This window comes from Hydrotalea flava (assembly GCF_001623405.1).
Lineage (GTDB): Bacteria > Bacteroidota > Bacteroidia > Chitinophagales > Chitinophagaceae > Hydrotalea > Hydrotalea flava.
The window spans coordinates 1-25,338 of the sequence record NZ_LUHG01000093.1 but is presented as its reverse complement, the minus strand read 5'-3'; the positions used below and the strand labels follow the sequence as shown (position 1 = coordinate 25,338).

Below are 25,338 nucleotides of genomic sequence, written 5' to 3'. Positions count from 1 at the left end.
TCTGTCCGTAATATTTTTACGTGGCTACTACCATCATTCACCTTTCTCCTGTTTTCTTAAAATATAACCGCAACATTCCGCATGTAACAGTAACGATGCTGTTATACCTCCAAATGATAACAATTAAAGCAAATCATGAAAACTGAATCAAACAGTTCAAAGCATTTACACCAATTATCTGCTGCCGGATTATTGGTTACATTAGGTATTATATATGGAGATATTGGCACTTCGCCTCTATATGTTTTCAGATCAATTATTGGTGATAGGCCCATTTCTGAAGAATTAGTTTATGGGGGTATTTCCTGCATTATATGGACTTTAACCCTGCAAACAACTTTTAAATATGTGTTATTAACCCTTCAGGCTGATAACAAAGGTGAAGGTGGCATTTTTTCATTATTTGCTCTGGTAAGGCGTTATGCAAAATGGTTGTACATACCAGCTATAATTGGCGCAGCCACTTTATTGGCAGATGGCATTATTACCCCACCCATTTCTGTAGCTTCAGCTGTAGAGGGCTTAAATGGCATTCATTCTTTACAAAATACCATCATTCCCGGAAATGCAATTACCATTGGCATTGTAGTAGGTATTATTTCGCTTTTATTTTTCTTTCAACGCTTTGGAACCAAAGTGGTAGGATTTGCATTTGGCCCTATTATGCTGGTATGGTTTAGCATGATTTTTTTATTGGGTTTTTTACAGGTATGGCATCATCCCGGAATTATCAACGCCATCAACCCCTATTATGGTATTGAATTATTAATAAATTATCCGCATGGATTCTGGCTGTTGGGTGCGGTATTCTTATGTACAACAGGTGCTGAGGCATTGTATAGCGACTTAGGGCATTGCGGTAAAAAAAATATACAGGTGAGTTGGATATTTGTAAAAATTGCATTGATTTTTAATTATATGGGGCAGGGAGCCTGGTTATTAACTCAAAAAGAAACATATTTAGGTAACACCAATCCATTTTATGCATTAATGCCCCATTGGTTTTTGTTAGTAGGAATTATAGTGGCCACTTTTGCTACCATTATTGCCAGTCAGGCTTTAATTAGCGGTTCATTTACTTTAATTAGTGAAGCCATAAGTATGAACTTTTGGCCAAGAGTTACCGTGAAATATCCGACCAACGTAAAAGGCCAAATTTATATACCCAGCCTTAACTGGATTTTATGGATTGGCTGTGTGGGCATGATGTTGTATTTTAAAGATAGTTCTGCTATGGAAGCGGCCTATGGCTTTTCTATTGTGATAGCGATGTTAATGACTACCAGCCTTATGTTTGTGTTTATGTATCGGGTAAAAAAATGGAACCATTGGCTGATTGCAGTAATTATGACCATTTTTTTAATTGTAGAAGTTTCGTTTTTTATTACCAATGTTGCTAAAATAAAACAACGCTGGATGTTTTTATTTTTTGAATTTGGCCTGATGTTTATCATGTTTGTTTGGTTTAAAGCCCGAAAAATTACCAACAGTTATTTGCAATTTTTAAAAGTAAAAGACTACACAACCCCTTTGCAATTGCTGAGTGCAGATAAAGAAGTACCCAAATATGCCACTCATTTGGTTTACTTAACCAAGGCCGATAGTGATGGAGATATAGAAAAAAGAATTATTGATTCCATTTTAAACCGAAAACCAAAACGTGCTGATGTGTATTGGTTTGTGCACATTGACAGGGCCGATAACCCTTATGAAATGGCATATAGTGTTACAGATTTACTGCCCGATAAAGTGATTAAAATTAATTTTAAACTTGGTTTCCGAATTCAGCCCCGAATTAATTTATTGGTTAAAATGGTAATGCAGGAAATGAGAAAAAACAATGAACTCTGCAGCATTAATAAATATGAGGACTTAGATGCAAGTAACTTTCATACAGATATTACTTATGTTATTCTGGAAACCTTCCTATCGGTAGAAAATGAGCTTTCAGTAAAAGAAGGTTTTATTATGGATGCCTATTTTGCCATTAAACATTTGGCACAGTCTGATCAAAAAGCATTTGGTTTAGACAATGCCACTACCGTTGTTGAAAGGGTGCCGCTGTTAATTACCCCCAAAACATATCTTCCTTTAAAACGAATTAGTTTTGCGCAACAGTAATAGCACTTCTTTATAGCATGTAATTATTTCAACTCAATCCAATTACTGAGCACATTATGTTCACTCACTACTGCTGCAAATAAACGGTTATTGGCAGGTATTAGTGAAGCTAACCTTTCATAAGTTACTTCTTTATCGGCAATCAATAATTTAATCAGTGTGGCATAAGCTATATTTTCAGTAACATTTTCGGGCAGGGCAAATATCGCAAATGCTTTAACGGGTTGTTTACCGGAATAATGTAACGTAAACAGATTACCATTACTTTTTGCGAATATGGGTGTTGGTGGTTTTGTGCTGTCAATCCACTGCATGGGCGGCACTATAGCAGGCAATGCATAATAATTATAGCGAAGACTGTCAGACCAGCCATTGGGATTACTTTCAAAATTTTTACTGCTAAAAAAAATACTGCCTTGTGTGGTAGAATAGCTTCTAATAGCTTTTAACTGATTGGGTAATTCATTAGGGTTGCGCCAGGCAGCATTAGTTCCGGCACGGTAAATAGCCTGGCCAATATATAAATCTCTGCCATAAGTATGTGCATTCCACCAGGCCAGCAGGGTATCAAAATCGGCTAACTTATGCCCTTGCTCCCAGTATAACTGTGGTGCTACATAATCAATCCAGCCTTTTTTCAACCACAATAAAATATCTGCATATAAATCATCATAATTGGTTTGTCCGGCTTTGGTATTACTTCCATCCGGATCCTGACTATTATTTCGCCAAACACCAAACGGGCTGATTCCAAATTTCACAAAAGGATTCACGGCACGAATGGTTTGATATAATGCATGAATAATGCTGTCGCAGTTACTTCTTCGCCATTCATCCTTACTCAATCCATTCCCGTATTGCCGGTATGCTTTTTCATCGGGAAATTCCTTACCGGCAATTCTATATGGATAAAAATAATCATCCATGTGTATTCCATCTACTTTATAACGGGTAACAATATCTTTAACTACCCGGGTAACAAATTGCCGCACTTCCGGCAGGCCGGGGTTGAAATATTTTGTATTACCATACGTTACAAACCATTCAGGATGAATTTTAGTAATGTGAGATGGTGATACAGAGGATGTGTGAATGTTAAAAACAGCCCGATATGGATTTAACCAGGCATGAAATTCCATACCGCGTTGATGGGTTTCTTCAATCATAAACTCCAGCGGATCATAATACGGCGTAGGCGGCAAACCCTGCTTGCCATTTAAAAATTCACTCCAAGGCTCGTATGAGGAAGGATAAAAAGCATCGGCAGCAGGCCGTATCTGTACAAAAACGGCATTCATTCCATTGCGTTGTTGCATATCTAACAAACGAATAAAATCGGCTTTTTGTGCTTCAACCGACATGCCTTTTTCTGCAGGCCAGTCAATATTTACCACTGTTGCTACCCAAACACCACGCATTTCAAATACCGGCGCTTTTTGCGACCAAAGTGAAAGTGCACTTCCTGTTAAACAAATCAAAAGCAAACAAAATAACTTTAACGGCTTTACATACATAAGGCGATTCATTTTTGGGAGATTACAAATTCATAAGCCATTCAAAACCGGCTTATTTTATTCATTGTAAAAACCGAAGATAATGCTAGTTATTACTTTTTGTTTTAAAGTAGATGAAATATGTACCGGTTAGATAAGATTAACATAAAAAAATTAATATCTGAAAAATGCAGGTAATCTTATCGGATAGCATTTAATAAACCATTGAGCAATTGTGCATCGTTTACCGATAAAGCAGCAACCATTGCATCTAACTCATGAATTCTTGCTTCAATTCTGTGCAAAACACCCACACCTTCAGCAGTTAAATAAATGGCTACTTTCCGTTTATCATTCGTTGCCATCCGTTTTTCTAATAATTTTTTAGCCGCCAAGCGGTCAACCATTCTGCTGGTGTCACTCATTTTATCCAACATCTGCGCTCTTATCTGCAAGGTAGAAAGGGGTACGGCACTGGCATGCACAATACGTAAAATATTGTATTGCTGAGCGGTAATATCTTCAGGCGTTAGAAACTGCCTGATTTTTTCCTGCAACCAATTTGCTGTAAAAATAATATTTACAATGGCTTTATGATATTCGTTACGAAAATGTAACTGCGGTATTTCCTGCTCAATTTCCATAAATAAAATTTATTTTTAACCTTTATCAATCTTCCCAAACCTTTAATCCTTCACTGCAATTGGCACAAATATCAATATTTCTCCTGCTTTGCATAATAGCACTTCTAAATTGCTTATAATTTTTGTTTTGCCAGGTTTCCTTAAAGCTTTGCGTTGCCAAATTACCCAACTGGTGCTGGGCATCTTTATCAAAACAACAAGGCACCACCAATCCATCCCAAGTAATTACATTGGCATGCCATAATTTCCAGCAATGATTACCCAATCCACTTTTCACCACACGTTTACCCGATTTATCTTTTTTATAACGGCTGTATTTATCAATAGATGGAATTAACTGATTGGGATCATTTTCAAAATCATACACCTGTGCGGTTTTAAACCGAACCTGATCTACCCCAACTTCTTTTCCCAATTGTTTAATGGCTTCTATCTGATGTTCATTCGGCTTCACCACTAAAAACTGAAAAAATACAAAAGGTGTTTTACTGTTCAGCGCTTTTTTCCATTTTACAATATTGCGGGCTCCTTCAATTACTTTTTCTAATTTACCTCCTACCCTGTATTGCTCATACACATCCTGTGTAGTACCATCAATAGAAATGATAAGCCTGTCTAATCCGCTTTCAACAGTTTTTCTCGCTTTTTCATCGGTTAAATAGTGGGCATTGGTAGAGGTAGCAGTATAAATACCCTTATCATGTGCATATTGCACCATCTCTAAAAAAGCAGGATTCAAATAAGGTTCTCCCTGAAAATAAAAAATCAGGTACAATAGTTCTTTGTGAATTTCATCAATTGTTTTTTTAAAGAAATTGCTTTCCAGCATGCCGGTAGGTCGGGTAAATTCCCGCATACCACTCGGACATTCAGGGCAACGCAGGTTACAGGAAGTAGTAGGCTCAAACGAAACAGAAATGGGTAAACCCCATTGAACAGGCCTTCCCAGCATTCGGCTAATCCGATAACTAATCCATACTTTGCCGGCATTCCACAGTCGGGCGAAGGTGAACTTACTGATTAAATTCAGACTATCATTTAAATTAAAATACGGCATAATGAATGTAAAAATAAGTTCATTCCTGTTAAAATGCCGTTTATCTTCAACATCTTCCTCTATTCGAAAAATGATTTTGATTTTGATTCCATGAATATGTCATTTTTGTAACTCAATTTCGCTGCGCAGCATGGCTAAGAAAAAAAAGAAAAAAACATCGCCGGTTATATGGATGCTTACAGGCATTTTCCTGGTACTGCTGCTGCTGTTGGTATATTTGTTACAACAGGAAAAAGACACCCCCACCCCCATTGAATTTACGTATGATGCCGATTTTGGCATACCACTGCCCGACAACTACAGTATACATGGCATTGATGTGAGTGTACATCAAAGCAATATTAGCTGGGGCATGGTAAAAAATACCAGATCAGACCATATTGCCATTGGTTTTGTGTTTATTAAGGCAACCGAAGGACTATCGGATGCCGATAAACAATTTAAAATAAACTGGCAGCAATTACAGCAATTTGGCTTTACCCGTGGTGCCTATCATTTTTTTATTGCCACTAAAAACGGAGCACAACAGGCACAAAATTTTATTCGCACCGTACAACTACAAACCGGCGATTTACCGCCTGCGGTTGATGTAGAAGAATTGTATGGTGTAAACCCTACCCAACTCAAAAAAAGATTGAAAGATTACCTACAAACCATAGAAAATTTTTATAAAGTAAAGCCTATCATTTACACCTATGCCAGTTTTTATGAAAGTTACTTAGGTAAAGCATTTGATGATTACCCACTATGGGTGGCTCATTATAAAGAACCCCAACAACCGCGTATTCAAAGACCCTGGCAGTTTTGGCAACACAGCAATGAAGGGCATATCAATGGCATTAAAACAAAAGTTGATTTTGATGTATTTAATGGCGACTCAGCCGCCTTTCAACAAATGGTGTTGCATTAATCTTCTACTATATCAGCAGGCAATGGAAATAAAAACTGATAACTATCATATTTCCGGTTGAGGAACGTCATATTCCCGCTCAGCATTGCACAATAATTTGCAATTAAAAGGGGAAGAAGATGAGATTGAATTTTTTAAATAAATGGTTAGATGGGCCACTTACGCTGGAAAGTTCGTGCAATTTAATTATGGTAGAACATCATCCGATTATATTGGAAATGCTGGAACAATCAAAACATCAATTGGAAATATTACTCCATTCCGGGAAATACCATTCTACCCTTTTACCGCAACTAAGCCGAAGGCTGTTTCAAATTAACAAAGAAATTGGCCAATACATCAGGGCCGAACAGGAACATTTTTTTCCATATTTAAAAAAACAATCCAATCAGGAATCTGCATGCGATGAGTATATTTTAAATACACATTTATTAGAAACCATGCAGGAAAAGCATGATTTGTTCACCAAAGCATTACATCAGCAACGTAAAATAGTGAACAACTACATGATAAAAAAAGATTGGGATACCGATTTAAAAAACTACATCAATCATCTGTTTCTGTTAGAGAAAAAAATTCAATCATGGATGGAATTAGAGCGAAAGAAATTATATCCCTATCTCATTAAAACTACCAGAAAGCATGAGTAAATCATTTACCGGCGTTGCTACAGCCTGCTATCATTGTGGAGAAGATTGTGGCAGTGAACCCATTCAGGCTTACGATAAAAACTTTTGTTGCGAAGGTTGTAAATCGGTTTATGAAATATTGAACAAAACCGGCATGTGCGATTATTATGCCATTAGCAACAATCCGGGCAGCAGTCAAAAAATTAAAGTTCGACACAATCAGTTTGCTTTTTTAGACGATGATTCCGTACAGAAAGCCCTTACCGTATTTAAAGATGATACCCAAACACATGTTACATTTTATTTGCCACACATGCATTGCAGTAGTTGCCTTTGGTTAATTGAAAACCTGCACCGGCTCAATGAAAATATTATTAGCAGCAAAGTAAATTTTACCCGAAAAGAAGCTGATATTGTATTTAATCATGCCAAAATAAGCATGCGTAAAGTAGCTGAACTACTCACTTCCATTGGTTATGAGCCTTATATAAGCCTACAAAATTTACAGCAACAAAAACCACGCATCAATCAATCAAAAATTTACAAATTAGGGGTGGCCGGTTTCTGCTTTGCCAACATTATGCTATTAAGCTTTCCCGAATATTTGGGAATTGATGATAAAGAAAAAAATTTAGCAGGCCTGTTTCGTTACATGAGTGTTTTACTCAGTTTGCCGGTAATATTGTATGCAGCAACAGAATTTTACAACAGCGCTTTTAAAAGTTTGCGCCACAAATACCTGAATATTGATACGCCTATTGTGCTGGCTATTTGGGTAACTTTTATACGAAGCATGATAGAAATTTTTACACATACAGGCAGTGGGTATTTAGACAGCATGAGTGGCATTGTTTTTTTTATGCTGGTAGGCCGTATTTTACAGGATAAAACCTACGAACAGCTCAATTTTGATCGGGATTATACGGCGTATTTCCCCATTGCAGTATCACGCATCAAAAACAACAACGAAGAAATTGTTACCCTGCCCAATATTCAGTTAGATGATACATTACTCATTCATCACCAGGAACTAATACCGGCAGATGGCATTTTAACCAAGGGTAAAGCGTTGATTGATTACAGTTTTGTTACCGGTGAAAGCATACCGGTTGAAAAACAAATGGGCGAAATGATATATGCCGGCGGTAAACAATTAGGCAGTAATATAGAGTTGCTGGTTATAAAAGAAGTAGCGCAAAGCTATTTAACCAAACTATGGAACCGTAGCACTTTTAAAGAAGCTGAACAAAAATCAAAACATTCTTTTGTTGATGCACTCAGTCGTTATTTCACCTGGATTGTATTTACCATTGCAGCCATTGCCGGTTTGTATTGGTACATGCACGATGTTTCAAAACTATGGCAGGCAGTAACAGCCGTTTTAATTGTGGCCTGCCCCTGTGCTTTGTTGCTAAGCAATACATTTACCAATGGTACCATCTTACGCCGCTTAGGACGCAATAATTTTTACCTACGTAATGCAGCTACTATTGAAACCATTGCAAAAGTAGATTATATTGTATTTGACAAAACAGGAACCCTTACTACCGGCCGTTATGAAAATATTACATACAACGGTATGCCACTTGCGGAATCCTTAAAAAGAAAAATTGCCACATTAGCGGCACAATCAACCCACCCGTTAAGCAAGGCAATTGTACAATGGTTAAAAGTAAGCAGTGGTGCTAAAATAACCGGCTACCGCGAAATACCCGGCAAAGGAATTGAAGGCATTGTTGAAGATGAATGGATAGCCATTGGTGCAAAAACATTTATCACTGAACAGGAAGCAAATGCTGATGATACATCATCGGTATACTTCTCACTTGAAGGTACAATGATTGGAAAATTTATTTTTAAAAACAGCTACCGGCCCGGACTACATACTTTAAGGAGACAATTGCAAAATAAATATGCACTTGCCATATTAAGTGGCGATAATGCCGGCGAAAAAAATTATCTGCAATCATTACTCGGCTTTAATGCCATTACGCTGTTTCACCAAAAACCGAATGATAAATTGTTGTTTATTGAACAACTACAAAGTAAAGGCTATACCGTTATGATGGTGGGTGATGGACTAAACGATGCCGGTGCTTTACAACAAGCCAACGTTGGTATTGCCGTTTCTGAAAACAGCAACAATTTTACACCTGCCAGCGATGTAATTTTGGATGCAGCTCAATTACACCGGTTACCCGCCTTCATTCAGTTGGCCAAAGCAAACCGATGGATTATTATTACTGCTTTCATCGTTTCAATTCTATACAATATCATCGGAATATATTTTGCAGTGCAAGGCATACTATCACCCATGATAGCAGCCATATTAATGCCTGCCAGTACCATCAGCATTGTATTCATTACCTATGGTTTAAGTAACCTGTATGCAAAAAAATTAAGATTAAAATGAGGAGAGGAATCAATGATACCGGCTTCTGTATTTTATGGCATCACCTGTTGCGTCGCAATCACTTCATCTGTAATGCATAAGGCAGCAAAAACCGTAAAAATGAACATTCCAACTAAAATATGACAAAAATCATCTGGCCACTTGATGAAAGTCATATTCTCTTGAACCGGCACAAAATACTTTTGAAACAAATTAAAATAAGCCTTGTGAGTGTAATAGTTGTGTTATTAGTCGCCAGTATTTCTGTTGCAGCCCTTTTTTTGGCAGCCTTCTTATGGAGCGTAAAAAGTGGGCAGTATAACGATGAGGCCAGTCCGCCCATTCGCATCCTTTTTAATGATGCCACAATTACCGAAACAGCAACCAAAAGTGTAGACGAACACAATCATACCACCGAACAAAAAATTGAAACCATCCCATAAAACCATTTACTCAAACACAAACACCAGCCATTTATGCAATTAGAGAAGTTTTACTACGATAACAAAATTGTAAAAATGTTTGCCTATGCCACCATATTCTGGGGCATTATTGGCATGCTTGCAGGATTATGGGCCGCCATCGACCTGTATTATCCTGCCGCCAACTTAGGCTTACCTTACACCACATTCGGAAGAATGCGCCCCGTACACACCAATGCAGTAATATTTGCATTTGTGGGCAACGGAATTTTTATGGGGGTATATTATTCATTGCAGCGTTTATGTAAAGCCAGAATGTTTAGTGATGCACTCAGTAAATTTCACTTCTGGGGATGGCAACTTATTATTGCATTTGGCGCTTTAACATTGTTAATGGGTTATACTTCCGGTAAAGAGTATGCCGAATTAGAGTGGCCATTAGATATTGCCATAACCATAGTGTGGGTAATTTTTGGCATCAACATGTTCGGCACCATTATTAAACGCCGCGAAAGCCATTTGTACGTAGCCATCTGGTTTTTTATTGCTACCTGGGTTACCGTTGCCATGCTGCATATTGTAAATTCATTTGAATTACCATTTTCATTCATGAAAAGTTACAGTTGGTATGCCGGTGTGCAAGATGCTTTGGTACAATGGTGGTATGGGCACAATGCGGTTGCCTTTTTTTTAACCACCCCTTACTTGGGTATAATGTATTATTTTCTGCCCAAAGCAGCCAACCGGCCAATTTATAGCTACCGCCTTTCTATCATTCACTTTTGGGCTTTAATATTTTTGTATATCTGGGCTGGCCCGCACCATTTATTGTACACCGCACTTCCTGATTGGGCACAAAGTCTTGGCACTGTATTTAGTATCATGCTGCTATTACCCAGTTGGGGTGGTATGCTGAATGGTTTGTTCACCCTGCGTGGCGCCTGGGATAAAGTACGGGAAGATCCTGTTTTAAAATTCATGGTGGTGGCTGTTACCTGCTATGGTATGGCAACTTTTGAAGGCCCGATGCTGAGTTTAAAAAGTGTAAATGCAATTTCACATTTTACCGACTGGACCATTGCACACGTGCATATTGGTGCATTAGGTTGGAACGGATTTTTAACTTTTGGTGTACTGTATTGGTTAATTCCCCGCATTTTCAATACACCATTGTATTCTAAAAAATTAGCCACTACACATTTTTGGATTGGCACCATTGGCATAGTGTTATATGCGGTACCGTTGTATTGGGCCGGTTTTACGCAAGCCTTAATGTGGAAACAATTTACACCGGATGGACATTTAAAATACCAGTTTTTAGAAACAGTATCCCATATACTGCCCATGTACATTACACGCAGTATTGGCGGAACACTTTATTTAGCAGGCGCATTTTTAATGGTATATAATTTATGGAAAACCATTGCGGCCGGCAAATTAGTAGCCAATGAAGCGGCTGAAGCACCTGCTTTACCAAAAATAATTGAACCACATGGCAAACAATACTGGCACAGATGGATTGAAGCCCGTCCCATTCAAATGTTGATTTTCAGTTTAATAGCAGTTGCTATTGGTGGTATTATTGAAATGGTTCCAACTTTTTTAATCAAAAGCAATATTCCAACCATTGCTTCAGTAAAACCTTATACCCCGCTTGAATTGCAGGGAAGAGATATTTATGTTCGGGAAGGATGTTATCTCTGCCACTCACAAATGATTCGCCCTTTCAGAGATGAGGTAGCCCGCTATGGCGAATACAGTAAGGCAGGAGAATTTGTGTATGATCATCCCTTTCAGTGGGGCAGTAAACGTACTGGTCCGGATTTAGCACGTATTGGTGGCAAATACCCCGATAGCTGGCATTTCAATCACATGTTAGATCCCCGTTCTATGAGCCCTGGTTCTATTATGCCTTCTTATGGATGGTTGTTCGATAATAAAATTGATACAGCTATTACACCTGCTAAAATAAGAGCCATGCAAACATTAGGTGTTCCCTATCCGGCCGGCTATGATAAAATTGCCAATAAAGATTTGGAAGCACAGGCAAAAAGTATCAAAGAAACTTTGAAGAAAGATAAAATTGACATCAGCAGCAATGCTGAAATTATAGCGCTGATTGCTTATTTGCAAAGAATGGGTACTGATATTAAAGCACAATCTGCTACCAATAACAGTGAATCCACCAGTATGAATGCGCAATAACCTTAAAAAACTTTAAGATGAAATTTATCAATTATCTGGAAAAAATTATCGGCGTAGATGTTTACGCATTATCCTCGTTTATCATCTTCTTCCTGTTTTTTATTGGAGTGGCATTGTGGGTATGGAAAGCAGACAAAAAAAACATGCAGCAAATTAGCAATATTCCGCTGGAGGAAGATCACAACTATTAATAACGCCAAAATTGTTCATAACAACAAAACAAACAACAATGAACGCATATTTCAACAAAATCAGAAGCAATAAATGGCTGTTAAGCATATTGGCTTTATTGCCGGTTGGTGCATTTGCAGCCGGCCCCCCACAGCCTTCTTCACTTTCATTCCCTGTTACACAACTGATGGTAGTGATTATTATCTTTCTTTTAATTGCAATTGTACTATTGGCCAATGTACTGGTAGGAGCTGCTAAAATAAAATTACAGGAAGAAAAAGAAGCCATAGAAAAAAAGAAAAATAATAATACCTCCGTTTTAATGATGATTGGGGTAATGAGCCTGCTAAGTCTGCATGCTTTTGGAGCTGATAACCCAACAACAACCGTTGCACCCGCTAATTACGGCGGACTAACACCGATTGGATATTTTACCCTGGTGGGTGTGGTATTATTAGAATTGCTGATTTTATTATTGCTGATTTACAATATAAAATTTCTGTTACGCAAACAACGCACAGCCATTGCTGAAGGTGAAGTTGCCACACAGTTGGTTTATAAACCCAATGCCTTTAAAACCTGGTGGGCTAATATTAACCGGTTTAAACCCATAAAAGAAGAAGCAGAAATTGATTTAGGACACGATTACGATGGAATTCGGGAATTAGATAACAGACTTCCACCCTGGTGGTTGTATGGATTTTATGCCAGTATCATTTTTGCCGGTATTTATTTAGTTCGGTACCATGTGTTACACAGTGCTCCGTTAAGTAAAGAAGAATTACAAATTTCGTTGGCAAAAGCCGAAGCTGAGAAACAAGCTTATTTAAAAGAATCAAAAGCAAATGTAGATGAAAATACGGTAAAATATTTAACCGATGCCAGCGATTTAGAAGCAGGTAAACAAATTTTTACCACCACCTGTGCAGCTTGCCATTTAGCCGATGGCGGCGGCTTAGTAGGCCCTAATCTTACAGATGATTATTGGTTACACGGATGCAGTATTAAAGATATTTTTAAAAGCATTACCTATGGTTGGCCCGAAAAAGGTATGAAGAGTTGGAAAGATGATTACTCACCCTTACAAATTGAACAAATTGCCAGTTATGTAAAAAGTTTACACGGCACTAAACCAAAAACACCGAAAGAACCACAAGGTACCCTTTGCACCGACCAGGGTGCTGCGCCTGCATCAGGTACCGATTCAACCCAAAAATCGGCAGCAGCCATTCAATAAGCATTCAAAATACCCATTTGTATGAGTAAAGATGTAGAACATATCAATGAACCCCTTTCAGAAAGTTTTCGCGACAGAATTGCAACAGTAGATGAGGAAGGGAAACGCAAATGGGTGTATGCTTATAAACCCAAAGGAAAATTTTATTCCATCAGAACCTGGTTAAGTGTTTTTTATTTTATTGTATTCTTTGGTACGCCTTTTATTCAGATAGATAGCAGGCCGCTATTCATGTTCAATATACCCGAAGGAAAATTTATTCTGTTTACCAAAATTTTCTGGCCTCAGGATTTTTTCATCTTCGGATTAACCATGATTACTTTCGTATTTTTTGTGGTATTATTTACGGCTGCATTCGGCCGCCTTTTCTGCGGTTGGGCTTGCCCACAAACCAATTTTATGGAAATGATGTTCCGTAAAATTGAATTCCTGATACTGGGTGATGCGCCTGCACAAAGGCAACTCAGTAATGCACCCTGGACCGGTAAAAAAATATTTAAAGTTGGTTTAAAGCATGTTGTATTTTATTTGCTTTCATTTATCATTGCCAATTTTTTTCTGGCTTATATTATTGGTATGCCGGCACTCATTAAAATTATTACAGAACCAGTATCTGAACATCTGGTAGGCTTTGCCTCCATTCTGGTTTTTAGTGCTGTATTTTATGGCGTATATGCGTTTTTCAGAGAACAGGCCTGCACAGTGGTTTGTCCTTATGGCCGCCTGCAAAGCGTATTGCTCGATAAAAATTCTATGATTGTGGCATACGATTATAAAAGAGGTGAACCCAGGGGTAATGCTAAAAAATTACATACTGATCAGTTAGGCGATTGTATCGATTGCTTTCAATGTGTAAAAGTTTGTCCTACAGGTATTGATATCCGCAACGGCGTTCAAATGGAATGTGTAGGTTGCACCGCTTGTATAGATGCCTGCGACAATGTAATGGATAAAATTGGCAAACCAAAAGGATTGATAAGATATGCTTCAGAAAACTCTATTGCTAACGGTATACCCTTAACATATACCTCGAGAATGAAGTTTTATACTGCACTTTGCGCTATTGTATTACTCATATTAGGTAGTATTTTGGCAACCAGAAAGGATGTAGATGCCACCATCATTCGCACACCCGGCATTTTATACCAGGAAAGAGGAACGGATAGTATCTCTAATTTATACAACATAAAAGTAGTGAATAAAACAACCAAAAACGTACAATTACAATTACAACTGCATCAGGGTAATGGCAAAATTGACATCATTGGGAAACCCTATGTAATGGTACCCAAAGAAGGTCAGGGCTCCGGTGAATTTTTTATTACATTACCTAAAAATGCCATCAAAGAAAGATCATCACATATCACAATTGATTTAATGGCTGATCATAAAAAAATTGCAACATTGAAAACAAATTTTTTAGGGCCCGTAAACGATTAAAATAATTATTTATGAATTGGGGATTTAAAATTACCGCAGTATTTGTAAGCTTTACGCTTTTAATTGGTTTTTTGGTGTACAAATCAGTGCACACCAAAATTGATTTGGTAAGCACCGATTATTACAAAGAAGAATTGCGCTTTCAACAACAAATTGATGGAACCCACAATGCCAATTTACTTTCAGCAGTAAAAGTGATACAAACAGACAGTACCATTGTGATTGTTTTTCCGGCAGAATTAAAAGGTGCAGCCACTGATGGAGAAGCCTGGTTTTATTGTAAAACCAATGCAGATTTTGATAAAAAGTTCCCAATTAAGATAGATGAAAATGGCATAATGATACTTTCCAAAAAACCATTATTGAAAACAAATTATGCTTTGAAATTAAAATGGATTTCAAATAACAAAGATTATTATTCTGAACAGCCGGTAAATATTCAATAATGCAATGGGCGTTTATCATATCCGGATTAACTTTAGGTTTACTCAGTAGCTTTCATTGTGTAGGCATGTGTGGTCCCATTGCTTTTGCCTTACCACTTCCGCAGAAAAACCTGTATAAAAAAATAGCCGGTATTTTGCTGTACAATACTGGCCGCATTATTACCTATAGCAGTATGGGTATTGTTTTTGGTTTTATAGGCAGGATAATTTCCATTGCAGGTTTTCAGCAATATTTCTCCATCAGTATGGGATTGATGATACTATTATATGTAAGTATCCCCTATTTCAGCAAACATATTTTTCGTGTTGCCTGGATGGATGGTTTTACCTATTGGATACAACAATATTTGGGCAAATTGTTACAAAAAAGAAAACTAAAAAATTTATTATTCATAGGCATTTTAAATGGCCTGTTACCTTGTGGTATGGTGTATTTTGCCATTGCGGGTTCATTGGCAGCGGGATCTGTAATAAACGGTTGGGGCTTTATGATTGCTTTTGGCTTGGGCACCCTTCCTTTCATGGCTTTACTTTCTTTTTTTGGGTTTATTATCAATATTCATACGCGTAATTATCTCAAAAAAATCATCCCGTATGCATTGGGGGTAATGGCTATCTTATTGATTATCAGAGGAATGAATCTGGGAATTCCATACCTAAGCCCTTATTTTAGCAGCACTTCAGGTAATGCGATATCGTGTCACTAAAATCATTAACATTTTATTGTTAAACCATTGACATTTCTTTCAGTCTTTATTACTGACATTTGTGTTGTGAATGTGTGATGAATGAATATTAATTTAGTACAAAAGATTAAAATACGATTTTAACGATTCATTGAAAACTTTTTTAAACCGTTATTCGTAATTAAGATATTAACTAGGCAAGTAGTCAATTTTCTCATAAGCAGTTAGTTTTGGTTGCGGCCCCGATTTCCATCGGGGCCAATCTTTTTATATCACCCCATACCATTTTTTTCTTTGCCACAACCATGCCAGCAAACAACCTGCTGCATCTGCTATCATATCATCCACATCAAATGAACGATGCGGTATAAAATATTTCTGTACAAACTCCATGGCAATTCCATACACCACACCCGCAATAACAATCCACACAATCCATACACGCCTTTTCCTGTAATCAGCAATTGTATTTGCAAATAAAAATACCATTCCAAAAAATAAAGTAATGTGGATCAGCTTATCCACATGCCATTTTTCTATCCAGCCAATATTCGGCAAATCATTGCCGGGTAAACATAAAAGAAGGGTGGTTATGGCAAACCAGCCAATAGCAGCAACAGTAAAGCAACTTGTTAATTTCAAAATTTTTTTTACAAAAATAAGGGAGCCATAAAAATAGCTCCCCTTCCATCTGAAAAACCCCTGCTATGCAATCAGCAGGAATCATTATCCTCATGCCTTTACATACGAAAAAAGCGCACCAACGGATGCGCTTTTATACTTGAAAGTTGTAAATAAAAACCAGCAATTTATTTAACCTGAAATTTTTCCAAAAACATAGAGTTGGTCTAAATGCGGAGCAGGGCTGCCTCCTTTATTTTCAAGGGTAATGGCAAATGCCTGGGCATCGGGAACATTTTTTAATTTACACAATCCATTGCAATCGGCACTGAGTAATCCGGCATCAACCGGTTTACCATTTACCAATGCCCACAATTGATATTGTTTATTTTCCGGTGCCTGTGGCAAACGATTGGGTAACAGATATACTTCTTTAGATTGTTTATCCCAGAATACTGTGGCCAAATTGTTTTCTTTTCCTTTAATACCGGGCATAGATACTTTCAACATATTCGGATCGCTCATTAACTGCATGCTGTTGTATATATCTAAAGCCTTTGTTTTATAAATATTCAATCCGGCTTCCAATGAATTTCTTTCATTCACCAAAGCCAGGTATTGACTTTGTAACTTTTCTACCTTGTTAAAGAAATAAATATTTAATCCGGCACTGGCCACTATCAATAGTACCGCTGCAGCCGCTGCGTATTTATTCCAAAACAATGAAACAACTTTACCTGATGTTGTTGCTGCCTGCGGTTGGGTGGCAGTAATAGCCACATCATCAAATTCCTCATGCAATGTTTTAAACAACCGTTGTTTAATATGTGCAGGAGGCTGCTTGGCATTGGCCATTGCCTGGGCTTCCAGCGAAGCCTCAAATGCAGCCAGTGCCTGATTAATTTCGGGATATTGTTTACGCAACTGCTCCAGTTCGGCAACTTCCTGTTCGGTGGCCAAACCTAATATGTAACTTTCAATTACCCCACTTTCTATGTAAGCCTGTATATCCAATTTCAATGGTGTTTTAACATTTGCCTTAACTGTATTAATGCAGTTCTCAATCTGGTTTTAACAGTACCCAAAGGTATATCCAGCATTTTCGATATTTCATCCTGTGTATAGCCTTCAAAATAAGCCAGTTCTACCAACTGCTTTTGTTCGGGTTTAAGCTGATGTACCACTTTTCGTAAACCAATTTGCTCTACTGCAATACTGGTGGTACCCGCTTGTTCATATACGCTTTCCTGCAGTTCCCGGTTTTGCTGACTGTTTTGAAACCCTTTGCTTCTAATCATATCAATAGAAGCATTCCGGGCTATATTCAGCATCCAGGTAAACAGGCGCCCTTTCACCGCATCATACAGTGCTATTTGTTTCCAAATTTTTACAAACACTTCCTGTAACACATCGTTTGCCAGCTCACTGTCGGTAACAATATTTTGAATAATGCTATACAATGCACCTGAATAGTTATCATACAAATAACTAAAAGCAGCTTCTTGTCGTTGTTTCAACAACATAACCAGTTCAGGTTCACTGTATTTTTTTTCTTCTTGCAATGCTATTTTGGGTGTTTAATGCAGATGGTAACTGATATACGGCAAAATAACCGGTTTGGTTTTAGTGTACCAATTGTTGGTAGGCAGCAGCTTCTAATAAATCGGCCACATCTGCAGGATTGTTTACTTTCATTTTAATCATCCACCCCGCTCCATAAGGGTCAGTATTCACTAATTCAGGTTGTTTTTCCAAAGCAGCATTCACTTCTATAATGGTTCCTGCAACGGGTAAAAACAAATCGCTCACTGTTTTAACCGCTTCAACAGTACCAAAAACTGCCTCAGCATCCAAAGTTTGGTTATTGGCTATATCCACATAAACAATATCACCTAATTCACTTTGTGCAAAATCGGTAATACCTACGGTGGCCACATCACCTTCTAATTGTATCCATTCATGGTCTTTTGTGTAACGAAGATTAGCAGGAAAATTCATAGTGTATTTTTTTACAAATATTGTTAGAAAAATTGGTTTTATTGCATTAATTCAACAAAGTAATGGTTATTCTGATGTTCTTTAATGGTCTGTTTGCCTTATCGGTTGACTGCGCAGCAATTTTATCAATTACTTCCAGGCCACTGATTACCTGACCAAAAATCGTGTATTGCTGGTCTAAGTAAGGTGTGCCGCCTATTCGTGCATAGCGTTCGGCCTGTTCTTTTGTATAATGAAAATTAGGATTAGCAGGCTTCACCCGTTGCAGGTAATGCGTTTCCAAAGCTGTACTATCAAAAGTTTTACCCTGAACAATATAAAACTGGTAAGCGTGACTGGCTTTTCGGGGGTTTCCATCCCTTGCAGCAGCCAAAGCTCCACGTTCATGTATGATATCATCCCGAAACTCCGGTAATATTTGCTGATCAGGTGGCGTAGGTGTGTATTGCATGGCCGATGTGTCGGCCAATTTTTTGGTAGCCGGGTCGCCTCCCTGTATCATAAATCCGGGAATTACCCTGTGAAAAATGGTACTATCGTATGCCCCTGCTGCTACATTTTTAATAAAATTATCGCGATGATTGGGTGTATTGTTGTACAATTTAGCCACCATATTGCCGTATGGTGTGGTAAACAATACATATTGTTCTTTTGCTTTTACCGGTTTTTGAGCATAGGTCATGGATACAAAACGCATCAAAACTATCATCATCAATACATGCTTCATGTAATTTGTTTTTTGAAGCTATTCCTTATCCCAGTATGGTTGTTCAAAATACAAGAGGACATAATCTTTTAAAAAATTTTCCTGTTCGGGCAAAGCCATCACCGGTATTTCTTTCAACTGTTTAAAATGCGGCCATCCATCTTCATCTTTTCCTTCTAATATAAAATATCCACCGGGTGCCAATACCGTGCAAACCGCCACATGCATCAAATCCTGCTTTTGTTCTTTCGATATTTTATCGCGAATAAACCCCGTTTCCTGCATACCAATTAAAAACAAAACTGCTTCCAAATCAGGTTTTTTTCCAAACTGCTCCATTAACCGGGCCTCTAAAGCCCACCAGCGTTGTTGTAAATCATCTTGTACAAACATGCGGCAAAGGTAAATACTGTTTCTCTTTCCATATAAATTATCTCTTTATCTACGCCTATATTTGCTGCAAATTGCTATTTATGTTACAGGTACAGGTACTGCGCAACAATCCGGAATGGGTAAAAGAAAGATTAGCGCTGAAACAGTTTAAACAACCGGAATTAGTAGATGAAATCATTGCTTTAGATGATCTGCGCCGTAAAACACAAGCTCAGTTTGATGCGGTACAGGCACAAGCTAATGCTGCCGCAAAAGAAATTGGCAAACTGATGGCACAGGGGCAAAAAGAAGCCGCTGAGACCATGAAAGCCAATGTTAGCAACCTGAAACAAGAAGCGGGCGCACTTAGCAATGCTTTAACCGAAACCGAAAAAAAATTACAGGAAAAAATTATTCAGCTACCCAACCTGCCTGCAGCCATCGTACCACCCGGCCGCTCTGCCGATGACAATGAAATTGTTAAGACCGGAGGCCACATGCCTCAACTGCCTGAAAATGCCCAACCCCATTGGGAACTGATTAAACAATACGATTTAATTGATTTTGAAACCGGCGCCAAAATTACCGGTAGTGGCTTTCCACTATACAAAGGCAAAGGCGCCAAACTACAAAGGGCATTGGTACAGTTATTTTTAGATGAAAACACCGCTGCCGGCTACACCGAATACATACCGCCATTTATGGTGAACGAAGCCAGCGCCTATGGTACCGGCCAATTACCCGATAAAGAAGGGCAGATGTATTATGCTACGGAAGATAATTTTTACTTAATACCTACCGCAGAAGTTCCTGTAACCAATATTTACCGCGATACCATTTTGAGAGAAGAAGAACTGCCCATTAAAATGACAGCCTATTCACCCTGCTTTAGAAGAGAAGCCGGTAGTTTTGGTAAAGATGTGCGCGGTTTAAACCGACTGCACCAGTTTGAAAAAGTAGAAATTATTCAAATTGTACACCCCGATAACAGCTATGCAACACTCGATGCAATGGTAAACCATGTTGAACAATTATTGCAATTATTAGAACTGCCTTATCGCATTCTACGTTTGTGTGGTGGCGATATGGGCTTTACCTCTGCACTTACTTACGACTTTGAAGTATTTAGCGCTGCACAACAACGTTGGTTAGAGGTAAGCAGTGTGAGCAATTTTGAAAGCTTTCAAACCAATCGCTTAAAATGCAGGTTTAAAGATGCTACCGGCAAAACACAGTTGGCACACTCTTTAAACGGTAGCGCATTGGCGTTGCCCAGAATTGTTGCCGCTTTATTGGAAAATAATCAAAACTACAACGGCATTGCATTGCCGAAAGTATTGCATCGCTATTTTGGTGCAGAAGCCTTGGTTTAACAGCAGGCCGCACTTGAATAAATTTTTAAAACACCTACCCATGCCTAAATGGTTAAAGCGCACCACCGGCTATGTTTTACTGGCATTTTTTATTCTGTTTAATGTAATGATGGCCTCACAGGCTTACTACTTTACACATTTTTTTCCGCTAACAGAAAAACCGGCTACTACTGCCCAAATGAGTGGTATGGCCAAATGGAAGGCATTGCTATTGGGTATGCCTTTTTACAAAAGCAAGGTGGCTGATTCCTTAACTATTCCTCACCAAAATATAACCCTTACAACTGCCGACGGTCAGGAACTTTCAGCCTGGTGGATACCGAAAGATAGTGCGCTTGGCACCATTATTCTGTTTCACGGACATGGCAGCAATAAAAGTGCTTTAATACCGGAAGAAAAAGCATTTCACACCTTGGGCTACCAAGTTTTAGCCATCGATTTCAGGGCGCATGGCAATAGCACAGGAACCATTTGTACTGTTGGTTACAAAGAGGCAGCCGATGTAAAAGCTGCATACAATTATGTAAAAGCACATACCCAACAACCGGTTATTTTATATGGCATTTCATTGGGTGCTGCTACTATTTTACAGGCCATGCAACAATATGCCTTAAACCCCGATAAAATTATTCTGGAAATGCCTTTTGGTAATTTACAAAAAGCTGCTGAAGGTAAATTGCGTACCATGCATTTACCTACCGAACCTTTAGCTGCTGCACTTACTTTTTGGGGCGGTATAGAACAAGGTTTTTGGGCTTTCCATTTTAAACCACAAGATGCTGCCACTGCTGTACATTGCCCTGTTTTATTGCAATGGGGCTTGCAGGACCAACGAGTTACACAAAGCGAAACCAATACCATTTTTAAAAACCTTGCATCACATCATAAAGAAATGGTGGTATACGCCCTCAGCCACCACCAAAGCCTGTTACAAAATGAACCGGCTAAATGGGGGAAAACAGTCAGTGATTTTTTATACAAACAATACTAAGGTTCTATTATCACTTTTGTACCAATCGGTAACAGATTGTATAATTCAATAATGTATTCATTTTTGGTACTGATACAACCTTCCGTCCATGCCTGATAATCATCTACCGAAAAATCTTCATGCGGCCAGGTACCATGTATACCAATACCACCCCCTATTGCTGCATGTGGCGATATAACGCCATTGGCTTTGCGTTCTTTAAATTTCTCATAACTTTCTGCATTCGGATAATCTAATGCCAAAAACCGGCACCATTTAGGGTGTATTTTTTTGCTGACAATATGAAAAATACCTTCGGGTGTTTTCCTGTCGCCGGCTACCATTTTATCGCCCAAATCTTTACTGCCAAATACCACCGGATATTTGGCTAACCATACATGATTGCGGTTGTATACCGTTAAACTATAATCCGATTTTTTAATCACTACGTAATAAGTATCTTTATTGGCCACCGGACGAATAAAAGACCAACTACTAAAAGAAAGCACCGAAACAAACAAAATGGGATACAGGTATTGCCAGAATTTCATTATTCAATATATTTCTAAAAATATGCCGAATCACCGCTGTTGTCATATTTTAGAAAAATATTCACGTTTGTAGTGTCTATTAACAAAAACACCTCTTAGAAAAGAAGTGTTTCTTGAACTACATATAACATGAGAAAAAAACTAAAATCTGCTGAACCTAATTCCTACGGCGTAAGGTATCTGATCCAACCCCGTACTTTCTTTATACAAATTATTCAGGCTATAACTACCATACAAACGAATGGGGCCAATTCCTAATTCACCAATGGCCGCTACACGCCAGGGTTGTAAATTAAAATCGCCTCTGTATTTTTGTTTGCCACGTTCGCCACTAATTTGCTTGTTACGGCTATTGATTAAATAACCGGCGCTAACGCCTGCACTAAAACTCAATCCATTGTCTTTAGAGGGTGTTAAATTAAAGTTTACCATAAAGGGTACGGTTAAATAGCCCACATACAATTTATTTTTTGTAAAAGGAATACTATCATTTAATACCATGGGTTGTGGTGTATTTCTAAAACTGATATTATTATCGAATCGCAGGTTATACATTTCCAATCCTAATCCATATTTTAAGTTAACCACATGCTTAGTAACATTGAGTTTTTGCATAAAAAACCAAATGTTGACATTAGATGATTTGCGGGCATTGAGGTTAAAACTGTTTTTGGTAACGGGATTACCATTTACGGTGGTTAAATAACCAGCACTTTGGGCGGTCGTATAATTGGTATTATCGTTCAGGTTAGCAAAACCCAAATCTAATATGCCCCAATTGGTTGCTACATTATCATTACGCTTTTTATTAATTGGCCGATCGGTATCAAAATTGATGCTTACCACTTTGTTACGGCGTGCAGTAGCCTGCTCCTGCGGGGTACGGTTATTTTTGTTTTTTTGAATAATGACAAAATTACCTACCTGAATGGTATCTGATTTTATCAGAATACTATCTGCCTGTACCAATACACTGTCTTTGTTTTGAGCACTAATACTGCCGGCAGCACAAAGCATACCTGCTACAATTATCCATTGCTTCATATCATTTCAATTTTAAGTATTAACGTAGTTTAGCTGTTGCGGTTAATTTTTCCTGAACACTTGTTTCCTGCGAACGTAGCACATGTAATAAACCACCTGCTTTTTGTAAAATGCCGTTTACTTTGTTTTTGTTAACGGGAATACTATTAATATAAACAGAACCATTGTTGTTATCATCTGTTTCCAATAATCTATACACCACCGGTTGTGCCACTACTGTTGTATTTTTTTCCATCACATTTTCAGGCGCTTTTGCAGCTATTGCATTTGCAGGTACCGCCTGATCGGCAATGGTGTTAGCAGATATGGCAATGGTGTTAGCCGGTGCGGTTATGGTACCGCCATTTATGGGTTGCAAAGCATGCTGCTCTACTGCTAATGTGGTAACTTTTTCGGTAGCAGGGTTATGGGTTATGGTTTGCAGTGCCTTTGTTTTGGGAGTTGCTGCTTTTTCTTTTACAGCGGCCAATTTCGCTGTATTTTGCTGTAATGCTTTTGCATTTGAATTTGCAACTTTCAAGGGTAAGGTTTCTGTTTTAACCCGTGCCGCATCATTCGGTATATTGTTTTGCAAAGCCACGGTTTCATTGCTCCGCTCTATTCGTTGTGGATGTTCCGGAACGATTTGCCACAGTAGAAGCCCTATTCCCAACAATACAGCAGCAACCATCATCCGTTGCCAAAGTACCACCACCGGTTTTTTCTCGTGGCGGTATAATGTAGCTTTATTAGCAAACACTATTTTTTCATCGGGTAATTTCGCTGCCTGTAATACCGCTATCTGTTCAGCTAATGCTGCCTCATCCAACATGGCTTCCTGAATAGCAGCGGCTATATAGCTGTCTGATTCCCCATCTATAAAATTCAATAGTTCTGCTTCCTCAAAATGGGTTTTCAGGCGTTTCAGTAAAGCAGTTTTATAAGGATATACTACTGCCTCCAGTGGTAATTTAGCCTGTTGTAAAGCTTTGAGCTCTGCTGCTAAATCCGGATTCAATACCAGATAGTTTTCTACCGCCAGTTTTTCTATGGCCGATAATTCGCCATCTACATAGCGCATCAGCCAGGATTCAATATTATTGCGGTTAATTTTCATCATATCACATCACATTTTCTGGGCTTACCAAATAATTCCGCAGCGTTATACGGGCTCTGTGCAGGTACACTTTCACCTGACTTTCATTCAATCCGGTTATCTCACCTATTTCCTGGTAACTATACCCTTCATAATCTTTCAACATCACCAAACTTTTTTGCAATTCATTCAATTGTTCCAATGCCGCAATTAAATTTTGATGCCCCAGGACATTGGGTTGTTTTATGTTGCCTATGGCTTCTTCTCTAAAATCTTCCTGCAAATCTATGCGCTTGTTTTTGCGTATATGGTCAATCATTTGGTGGTAAGCAATGGTAAACAAATACGATTTTTCTTTTCCTTCCTGCACCTGCGCTCTGTTTACCCATAGTTTCTCGAAGGCAGACTGAACTATGTCCTTTGCGTCTGCTTCATGACGCAAATTCTTCCATATAAACCGATATACATTGTCTGCATATTCGTTTACACATTGGTTATACATTTTTTCAGTCATAAACAGTAATAGGCTGCTTTTTAAATGAAACGTGGTAGTGAAAAAAAAGTTACAGGTTATTCAAAAAAATTTGCTTTGTATATATCTGTTGCCGGCAATACTAAAAATAGGCAGCAATATTAAACTTATTGGCCGGCTCCCGAAAATAGTGGTCAGGAGCAGGTTGCCCGGAATGTTGTACCGGAATGTTGCATTGTGTGCACTGTTCAGAACTGCCCCACTGCTTCATTGCCCATACGCAGGCAGCGCCTATCACCATTA

Annotated in this window: 26 protein-coding genes; 13 read left to right on the top strand and 13 right to left on the bottom strand. The window is 38.3% G+C overall.

Going from position 1 to position 25,338, the window contains the following annotated elements; translation table 11 throughout:
* Positions 1-135 precede the first annotated feature (135 nt).
* Positions 136-2,121 (top strand): KUP/HAK/KT family potassium transporter, encoded by a 1,986-nt coding sequence (locus A0F92_RS11025; RefSeq protein WP_068245792.1) that lies wholly within the window; start codon positions 136-138, stop codon positions 2,119-2,121.
* A gap of 23 nt (positions 2,122-2,144) precedes the next feature.
* Here the strand turns inward: A0F92_RS11025 and A0F92_RS11020 are convergent, their stop codons facing one another.
* The 3 genes from A0F92_RS11020 to A0F92_RS11010 all read right to left on the bottom strand — a co-directional run bounded on the left by A0F92_RS11020 (position 2,145) and on the right by A0F92_RS11010 (position 5,315).
* Entirely contained in the window at positions 2,145-3,605 is a 1,461-nt protein-coding gene (locus A0F92_RS11020) for a glycoside hydrolase family 10 protein (protein WP_253810387.1), read from the bottom strand.
* Positions 3,606-3,814: 209 nt separating this feature from the next.
* The gene (locus A0F92_RS11015; RefSeq protein WP_068245786.1) at positions 3,815-4,258 is read right to left on the bottom strand and encodes a MarR family winged helix-turn-helix transcriptional regulator; all 444 of its coding nucleotides are present in this window, start codon (positions 4,256-4,258) and stop codon (positions 3,815-3,817) included.
* 25 nt (positions 4,259-4,283) lie between these two features.
* A complete protein-coding gene (locus A0F92_RS11010) occupies positions 4,284-5,315 on the bottom strand; it encodes a radical SAM/SPASM domain-containing protein (RefSeq protein WP_068245782.1) in 1,032 nt (343 codons plus the stop codon).
* Positions 5,316-5,445: 130 nt separating this feature from the next.
* Here A0F92_RS11010 and A0F92_RS11005 point away from each other — a divergent pair, with 130 nt between their 5' ends.
* The 10 genes from A0F92_RS11005 to A0F92_RS10960 all read left to right on the top strand — a co-directional run bounded on the left by A0F92_RS11005 (position 5,446) and on the right by A0F92_RS10960 (position 15,874).
* Positions 5,446-6,225 carry a glycoside hydrolase family 25 protein gene (locus A0F92_RS11005; protein WP_068245779.1) on the top strand — a complete coding sequence of 260 codons (780 nt, stop codon included), beginning with the start codon at positions 5,446-5,448 and terminating at the stop codon, positions 6,223-6,225.
* A 119-nt stretch (positions 6,226-6,344) separates the two neighbouring features.
* On the top strand, positions 6,345-6,875 hold the full coding sequence (locus tag A0F92_RS11000; protein ID WP_068245776.1) for a hypothetical protein: 531 nt from the start codon (positions 6,345-6,347) through the stop codon (positions 6,873-6,875).
* A complete protein-coding gene (locus A0F92_RS10995) occupies positions 6,868-9,267 on the top strand; it encodes a heavy metal translocating P-type ATPase (protein ID WP_068245773.1) in 2,400 nt (799 codons plus the stop codon). The genes A0F92_RS11000 and A0F92_RS10995 overlap by 8 nt, the downstream gene beginning before the upstream one ends.
* A gap of 206 nt (positions 9,268-9,473) precedes the next feature.
* Complete coding sequence (ccoS, locus tag A0F92_RS10990; RefSeq protein ID WP_068245881.1) at positions 9,474-9,689, top strand: cbb3-type cytochrome oxidase assembly protein CcoS; 216 nt, start codon at positions 9,474-9,476, stop codon at positions 9,687-9,689.
* A gap of 33 nt (positions 9,690-9,722) precedes the next feature.
* A complete protein-coding gene (gene ccoN, locus A0F92_RS10985) occupies positions 9,723-11,873 on the top strand; it encodes a cytochrome-c oxidase, cbb3-type subunit I (RefSeq protein WP_068245770.1) in 2,151 nt (716 codons plus the stop codon).
* A 17-nt stretch (positions 11,874-11,890) separates the two neighbouring features.
* Positions 11,891-12,064: a cytochrome C oxidase Cbb3 gene (locus A0F92_RS10980; protein ID WP_068245766.1), complete on the top strand. Its 174-nt coding sequence runs from the start codon at positions 11,891-11,893 to the stop codon at positions 12,062-12,064.
* Positions 12,065-12,102: 38 nt separating this feature from the next.
* Positions 12,103-13,281, top strand: a complete 1,179-nt coding sequence (locus A0F92_RS10975) for a cbb3-type cytochrome c oxidase N-terminal domain-containing protein (protein ID WP_068245764.1) — start codon at positions 12,103-12,105, stop codon at positions 13,279-13,281.
* Positions 13,282-13,395: 114 nt separating this feature from the next.
* A complete protein-coding gene (gene ccoG / locus A0F92_RS10970) occupies positions 13,396-14,721 on the top strand; it encodes a cytochrome c oxidase accessory protein CcoG (protein WP_394330970.1) in 1,326 nt (441 codons plus the stop codon).
* 11 nt (positions 14,722-14,732) lie between these two features.
* Positions 14,733-15,167: a FixH family protein gene (locus A0F92_RS10965; RefSeq protein WP_068245758.1), complete on the top strand. Its 435-nt coding sequence runs from the start codon at positions 14,733-14,735 to the stop codon at positions 15,165-15,167.
* Complete coding sequence (locus A0F92_RS10960) at positions 15,167-15,874, top strand: sulfite exporter TauE/SafE family protein (protein WP_068245755.1); 708 nt, start codon at positions 15,167-15,169, stop codon at positions 15,872-15,874. The genes A0F92_RS10965 and A0F92_RS10960 overlap by 1 nt, the downstream gene beginning before the upstream one ends.
* A 246-nt stretch (positions 15,875-16,120) precedes the next feature.
* Here the strand turns inward: A0F92_RS10960 and A0F92_RS10955 are convergent, their stop codons facing one another.
* The 6 genes from A0F92_RS10955 to A0F92_RS10930 all read right to left on the bottom strand — a co-directional run bounded on the left by A0F92_RS10955 (position 16,121) and on the right by A0F92_RS10930 (position 19,571).
* Entirely contained in the window at positions 16,121-16,495 is a 375-nt protein-coding gene (locus A0F92_RS10955; RefSeq protein ID WP_068245751.1) for a VanZ family protein, read from the bottom strand.
* 171 nt (positions 16,496-16,666) lie between these two features.
* Positions 16,667-17,494, bottom strand: a complete 828-nt coding sequence (locus A0F92_RS10950; RefSeq protein WP_068245748.1) for an anti-sigma factor — start codon at positions 17,492-17,494, stop codon at positions 16,667-16,669.
* The gene (locus A0F92_RS10945; protein ID WP_068245877.1) at positions 17,491-17,997 is read right to left on the bottom strand and encodes an RNA polymerase sigma factor; all 507 of its coding nucleotides are present in this window, start codon (positions 17,995-17,997) and stop codon (positions 17,491-17,493) included. The genes A0F92_RS10950 and A0F92_RS10945 overlap by 4 nt, the downstream gene beginning before the upstream one ends.
* A 100-nt stretch (positions 17,998-18,097) precedes the next feature.
* On the bottom strand, positions 18,098-18,472 hold the full coding sequence (gcvH, locus tag A0F92_RS10940) for a glycine cleavage system protein GcvH (RefSeq protein ID WP_068245744.1): 375 nt from the start codon (positions 18,470-18,472) through the stop codon (positions 18,098-18,100).
* Between the two features lie 46 nt (positions 18,473-18,518).
* Positions 18,519-19,199: a peptidylprolyl isomerase gene (locus A0F92_RS10935; protein WP_068245741.1), complete on the bottom strand. Its 681-nt coding sequence runs from the start codon at positions 19,197-19,199 to the stop codon at positions 18,519-18,521.
* 18 nt (positions 19,200-19,217) lie between these two features.
* The gene (locus A0F92_RS10930) at positions 19,218-19,571 is read right to left on the bottom strand and encodes a hypothetical protein (RefSeq protein ID WP_068245737.1); all 354 of its coding nucleotides are present in this window, start codon (positions 19,569-19,571) and stop codon (positions 19,218-19,220) included.
* Positions 19,572-19,651: 80 nt separating this feature from the next.
* Between A0F92_RS10930 and serS the strand changes: the two genes are divergently transcribed.
* Positions 19,652-20,923, top strand: coding sequence for a serine--tRNA ligase (serS, locus tag A0F92_RS10925; RefSeq protein ID WP_068245734.1), 1,272 nt, complete (start codon positions 19,652-19,654; stop codon positions 20,921-20,923).
* A gap of 40 nt (positions 20,924-20,963) precedes the next feature.
* Positions 20,964-21,914 (top strand): alpha/beta hydrolase, encoded by a 951-nt coding sequence (locus A0F92_RS10920; protein ID WP_167517035.1) that lies wholly within the window; start codon positions 20,964-20,966, stop codon positions 21,912-21,914.
* Here the strand turns inward: A0F92_RS10920 and A0F92_RS10915 are convergent.
* The 4 genes from A0F92_RS10915 to A0F92_RS10900 form a co-directional block, all read right to left on the bottom strand.
* Complete coding sequence (locus A0F92_RS10915) at positions 21,911-22,444, bottom strand: L,D-transpeptidase family protein (RefSeq protein WP_068245728.1); 534 nt, start codon at positions 22,442-22,444, stop codon at positions 21,911-21,913. The genes A0F92_RS10920 and A0F92_RS10915 overlap by 4 nt on opposite strands.
* A 141-nt stretch (positions 22,445-22,585) precedes the next feature.
* On the bottom strand, positions 22,586-23,488 hold the full coding sequence (locus A0F92_RS10910; RefSeq protein ID WP_068245725.1) for an outer membrane beta-barrel protein: 903 nt from the start codon (positions 23,486-23,488) through the stop codon (positions 22,586-22,588).
* A 19-nt stretch (positions 23,489-23,507) separates the two neighbouring features.
* Positions 23,508-24,587 (bottom strand): anti-sigma factor family protein, encoded by a 1,080-nt coding sequence (locus A0F92_RS10905; protein ID WP_068245721.1) that lies wholly within the window; start codon positions 24,585-24,587, stop codon positions 23,508-23,510.
* Position 24,588: 1 nt separating this feature from the next.
* Entirely contained in the window at positions 24,589-25,077 is a 489-nt protein-coding gene (locus tag A0F92_RS10900; RefSeq protein WP_068245719.1) for an RNA polymerase sigma factor, read from the bottom strand.
* Positions 25,078-25,338 lie beyond the last annotated feature (261 nt).

What these genes read in the sequence shown, in the direction of transcription:
- A0F92_RS11025 (WP_068245792.1), top strand. Translation starts at nt 136, where the DNA reads ATGAAAACTGAATCAAACAGTTCAAAGCATTTACACCAATTATCTGCT.
- A0F92_RS11015 (WP_068245786.1), bottom strand. Translation starts at nt 4,258, where the DNA reads ATGGAAATTGAGCAGGAAATACCGCAGTTACATTTTCGTAACGAATAT.
- A0F92_RS11010 (WP_068245782.1), bottom strand. Translation starts at nt 5,315, where the DNA reads ATGCCGTATTTTAATTTAAATGATAGTCTGAATTTAATCAGTAAGTTC.
- A0F92_RS11005 (WP_068245779.1), top strand. Translation starts at nt 5,446, where the DNA reads ATGGCTAAGAAAAAAAAGAAAAAAACATCGCCGGTTATATGGATGCTT.
- A0F92_RS11000 (WP_068245776.1), top strand. Translation starts at nt 6,345, where the DNA reads ATGAGATTGAATTTTTTAAATAAATGGTTAGATGGGCCACTTACGCTG.
- A0F92_RS10995 (WP_068245773.1), top strand. Translation starts at nt 6,868, where the DNA reads ATGAGTAAATCATTTACCGGCGTTGCTACAGCCTGCTATCATTGTGGA.
- ccoN (WP_068245770.1), top strand. Translation starts at nt 9,723, where the DNA reads ATGCAATTAGAGAAGTTTTACTACGATAACAAAATTGTAAAAATGTTT.
- A0F92_RS10980 (WP_068245766.1), top strand. Translation starts at nt 11,891, where the DNA reads ATGAAATTTATCAATTATCTGGAAAAAATTATCGGCGTAGATGTTTAC.
- A0F92_RS10975 (WP_068245764.1), top strand. Translation starts at nt 12,103, where the DNA reads ATGAACGCATATTTCAACAAAATCAGAAGCAATAAATGGCTGTTAAGC.
- A0F92_RS10965 (WP_068245758.1), top strand. Translation starts at nt 14,733, where the DNA reads ATGAATTGGGGATTTAAAATTACCGCAGTATTTGTAAGCTTTACGCTT.
- A0F92_RS10960 (WP_068245755.1), top strand. Translation starts at nt 15,167, where the DNA reads ATGCAATGGGCGTTTATCATATCCGGATTAACTTTAGGTTTACTCAGT.
- A0F92_RS10945 (WP_068245877.1), bottom strand. Translation starts at nt 17,997, where the DNA reads ATGTTGTTGAAACAACGACAAGAAGCTGCTTTTAGTTATTTGTATGAT.
- gcvH (WP_068245744.1), bottom strand. Translation starts at nt 18,472, where the DNA reads ATGAATTTTCCTGCTAATCTTCGTTACACAAAAGACCATGAATGGATA.
- A0F92_RS10935 (WP_068245741.1), bottom strand. Translation starts at nt 19,199, where the DNA reads ATGAAGCATGTATTGATGATGATAGTTTTGATGCGTTTTGTATCCATG.
- A0F92_RS10930 (WP_068245737.1), bottom strand. Translation starts at nt 19,571, where the DNA reads ATGTTTGTACAAGATGATTTACAACAACGCTGGTGGGCTTTAGAGGCC.
- serS (WP_068245734.1), top strand. Translation starts at nt 19,652, where the DNA reads ATGTTACAGGTACAGGTACTGCGCAACAATCCGGAATGGGTAAAAGAA.
- A0F92_RS10920 (WP_167517035.1), top strand. Translation starts at nt 20,964, where the DNA reads ATGCCTAAATGGTTAAAGCGCACCACCGGCTATGTTTTACTGGCATTT.
- A0F92_RS10915 (WP_068245728.1), bottom strand. Translation starts at nt 22,444, where the DNA reads ATGAAATTCTGGCAATACCTGTATCCCATTTTGTTTGTTTCGGTGCTT.
- A0F92_RS10910 (WP_068245725.1), bottom strand. Translation starts at nt 23,488, where the DNA reads ATGAAGCAATGGATAATTGTAGCAGGTATGCTTTGTGCTGCCGGCAGT.
- A0F92_RS10905 (WP_068245721.1), bottom strand. Translation starts at nt 24,587, where the DNA reads ATGATGAAAATTAACCGCAATAATATTGAATCCTGGCTGATGCGCTAT.
- A0F92_RS10900 (WP_068245719.1), bottom strand. Translation starts at nt 25,077, where the DNA reads ATGACTGAAAAAATGTATAACCAATGTGTAAACGAATATGCAGACAAT.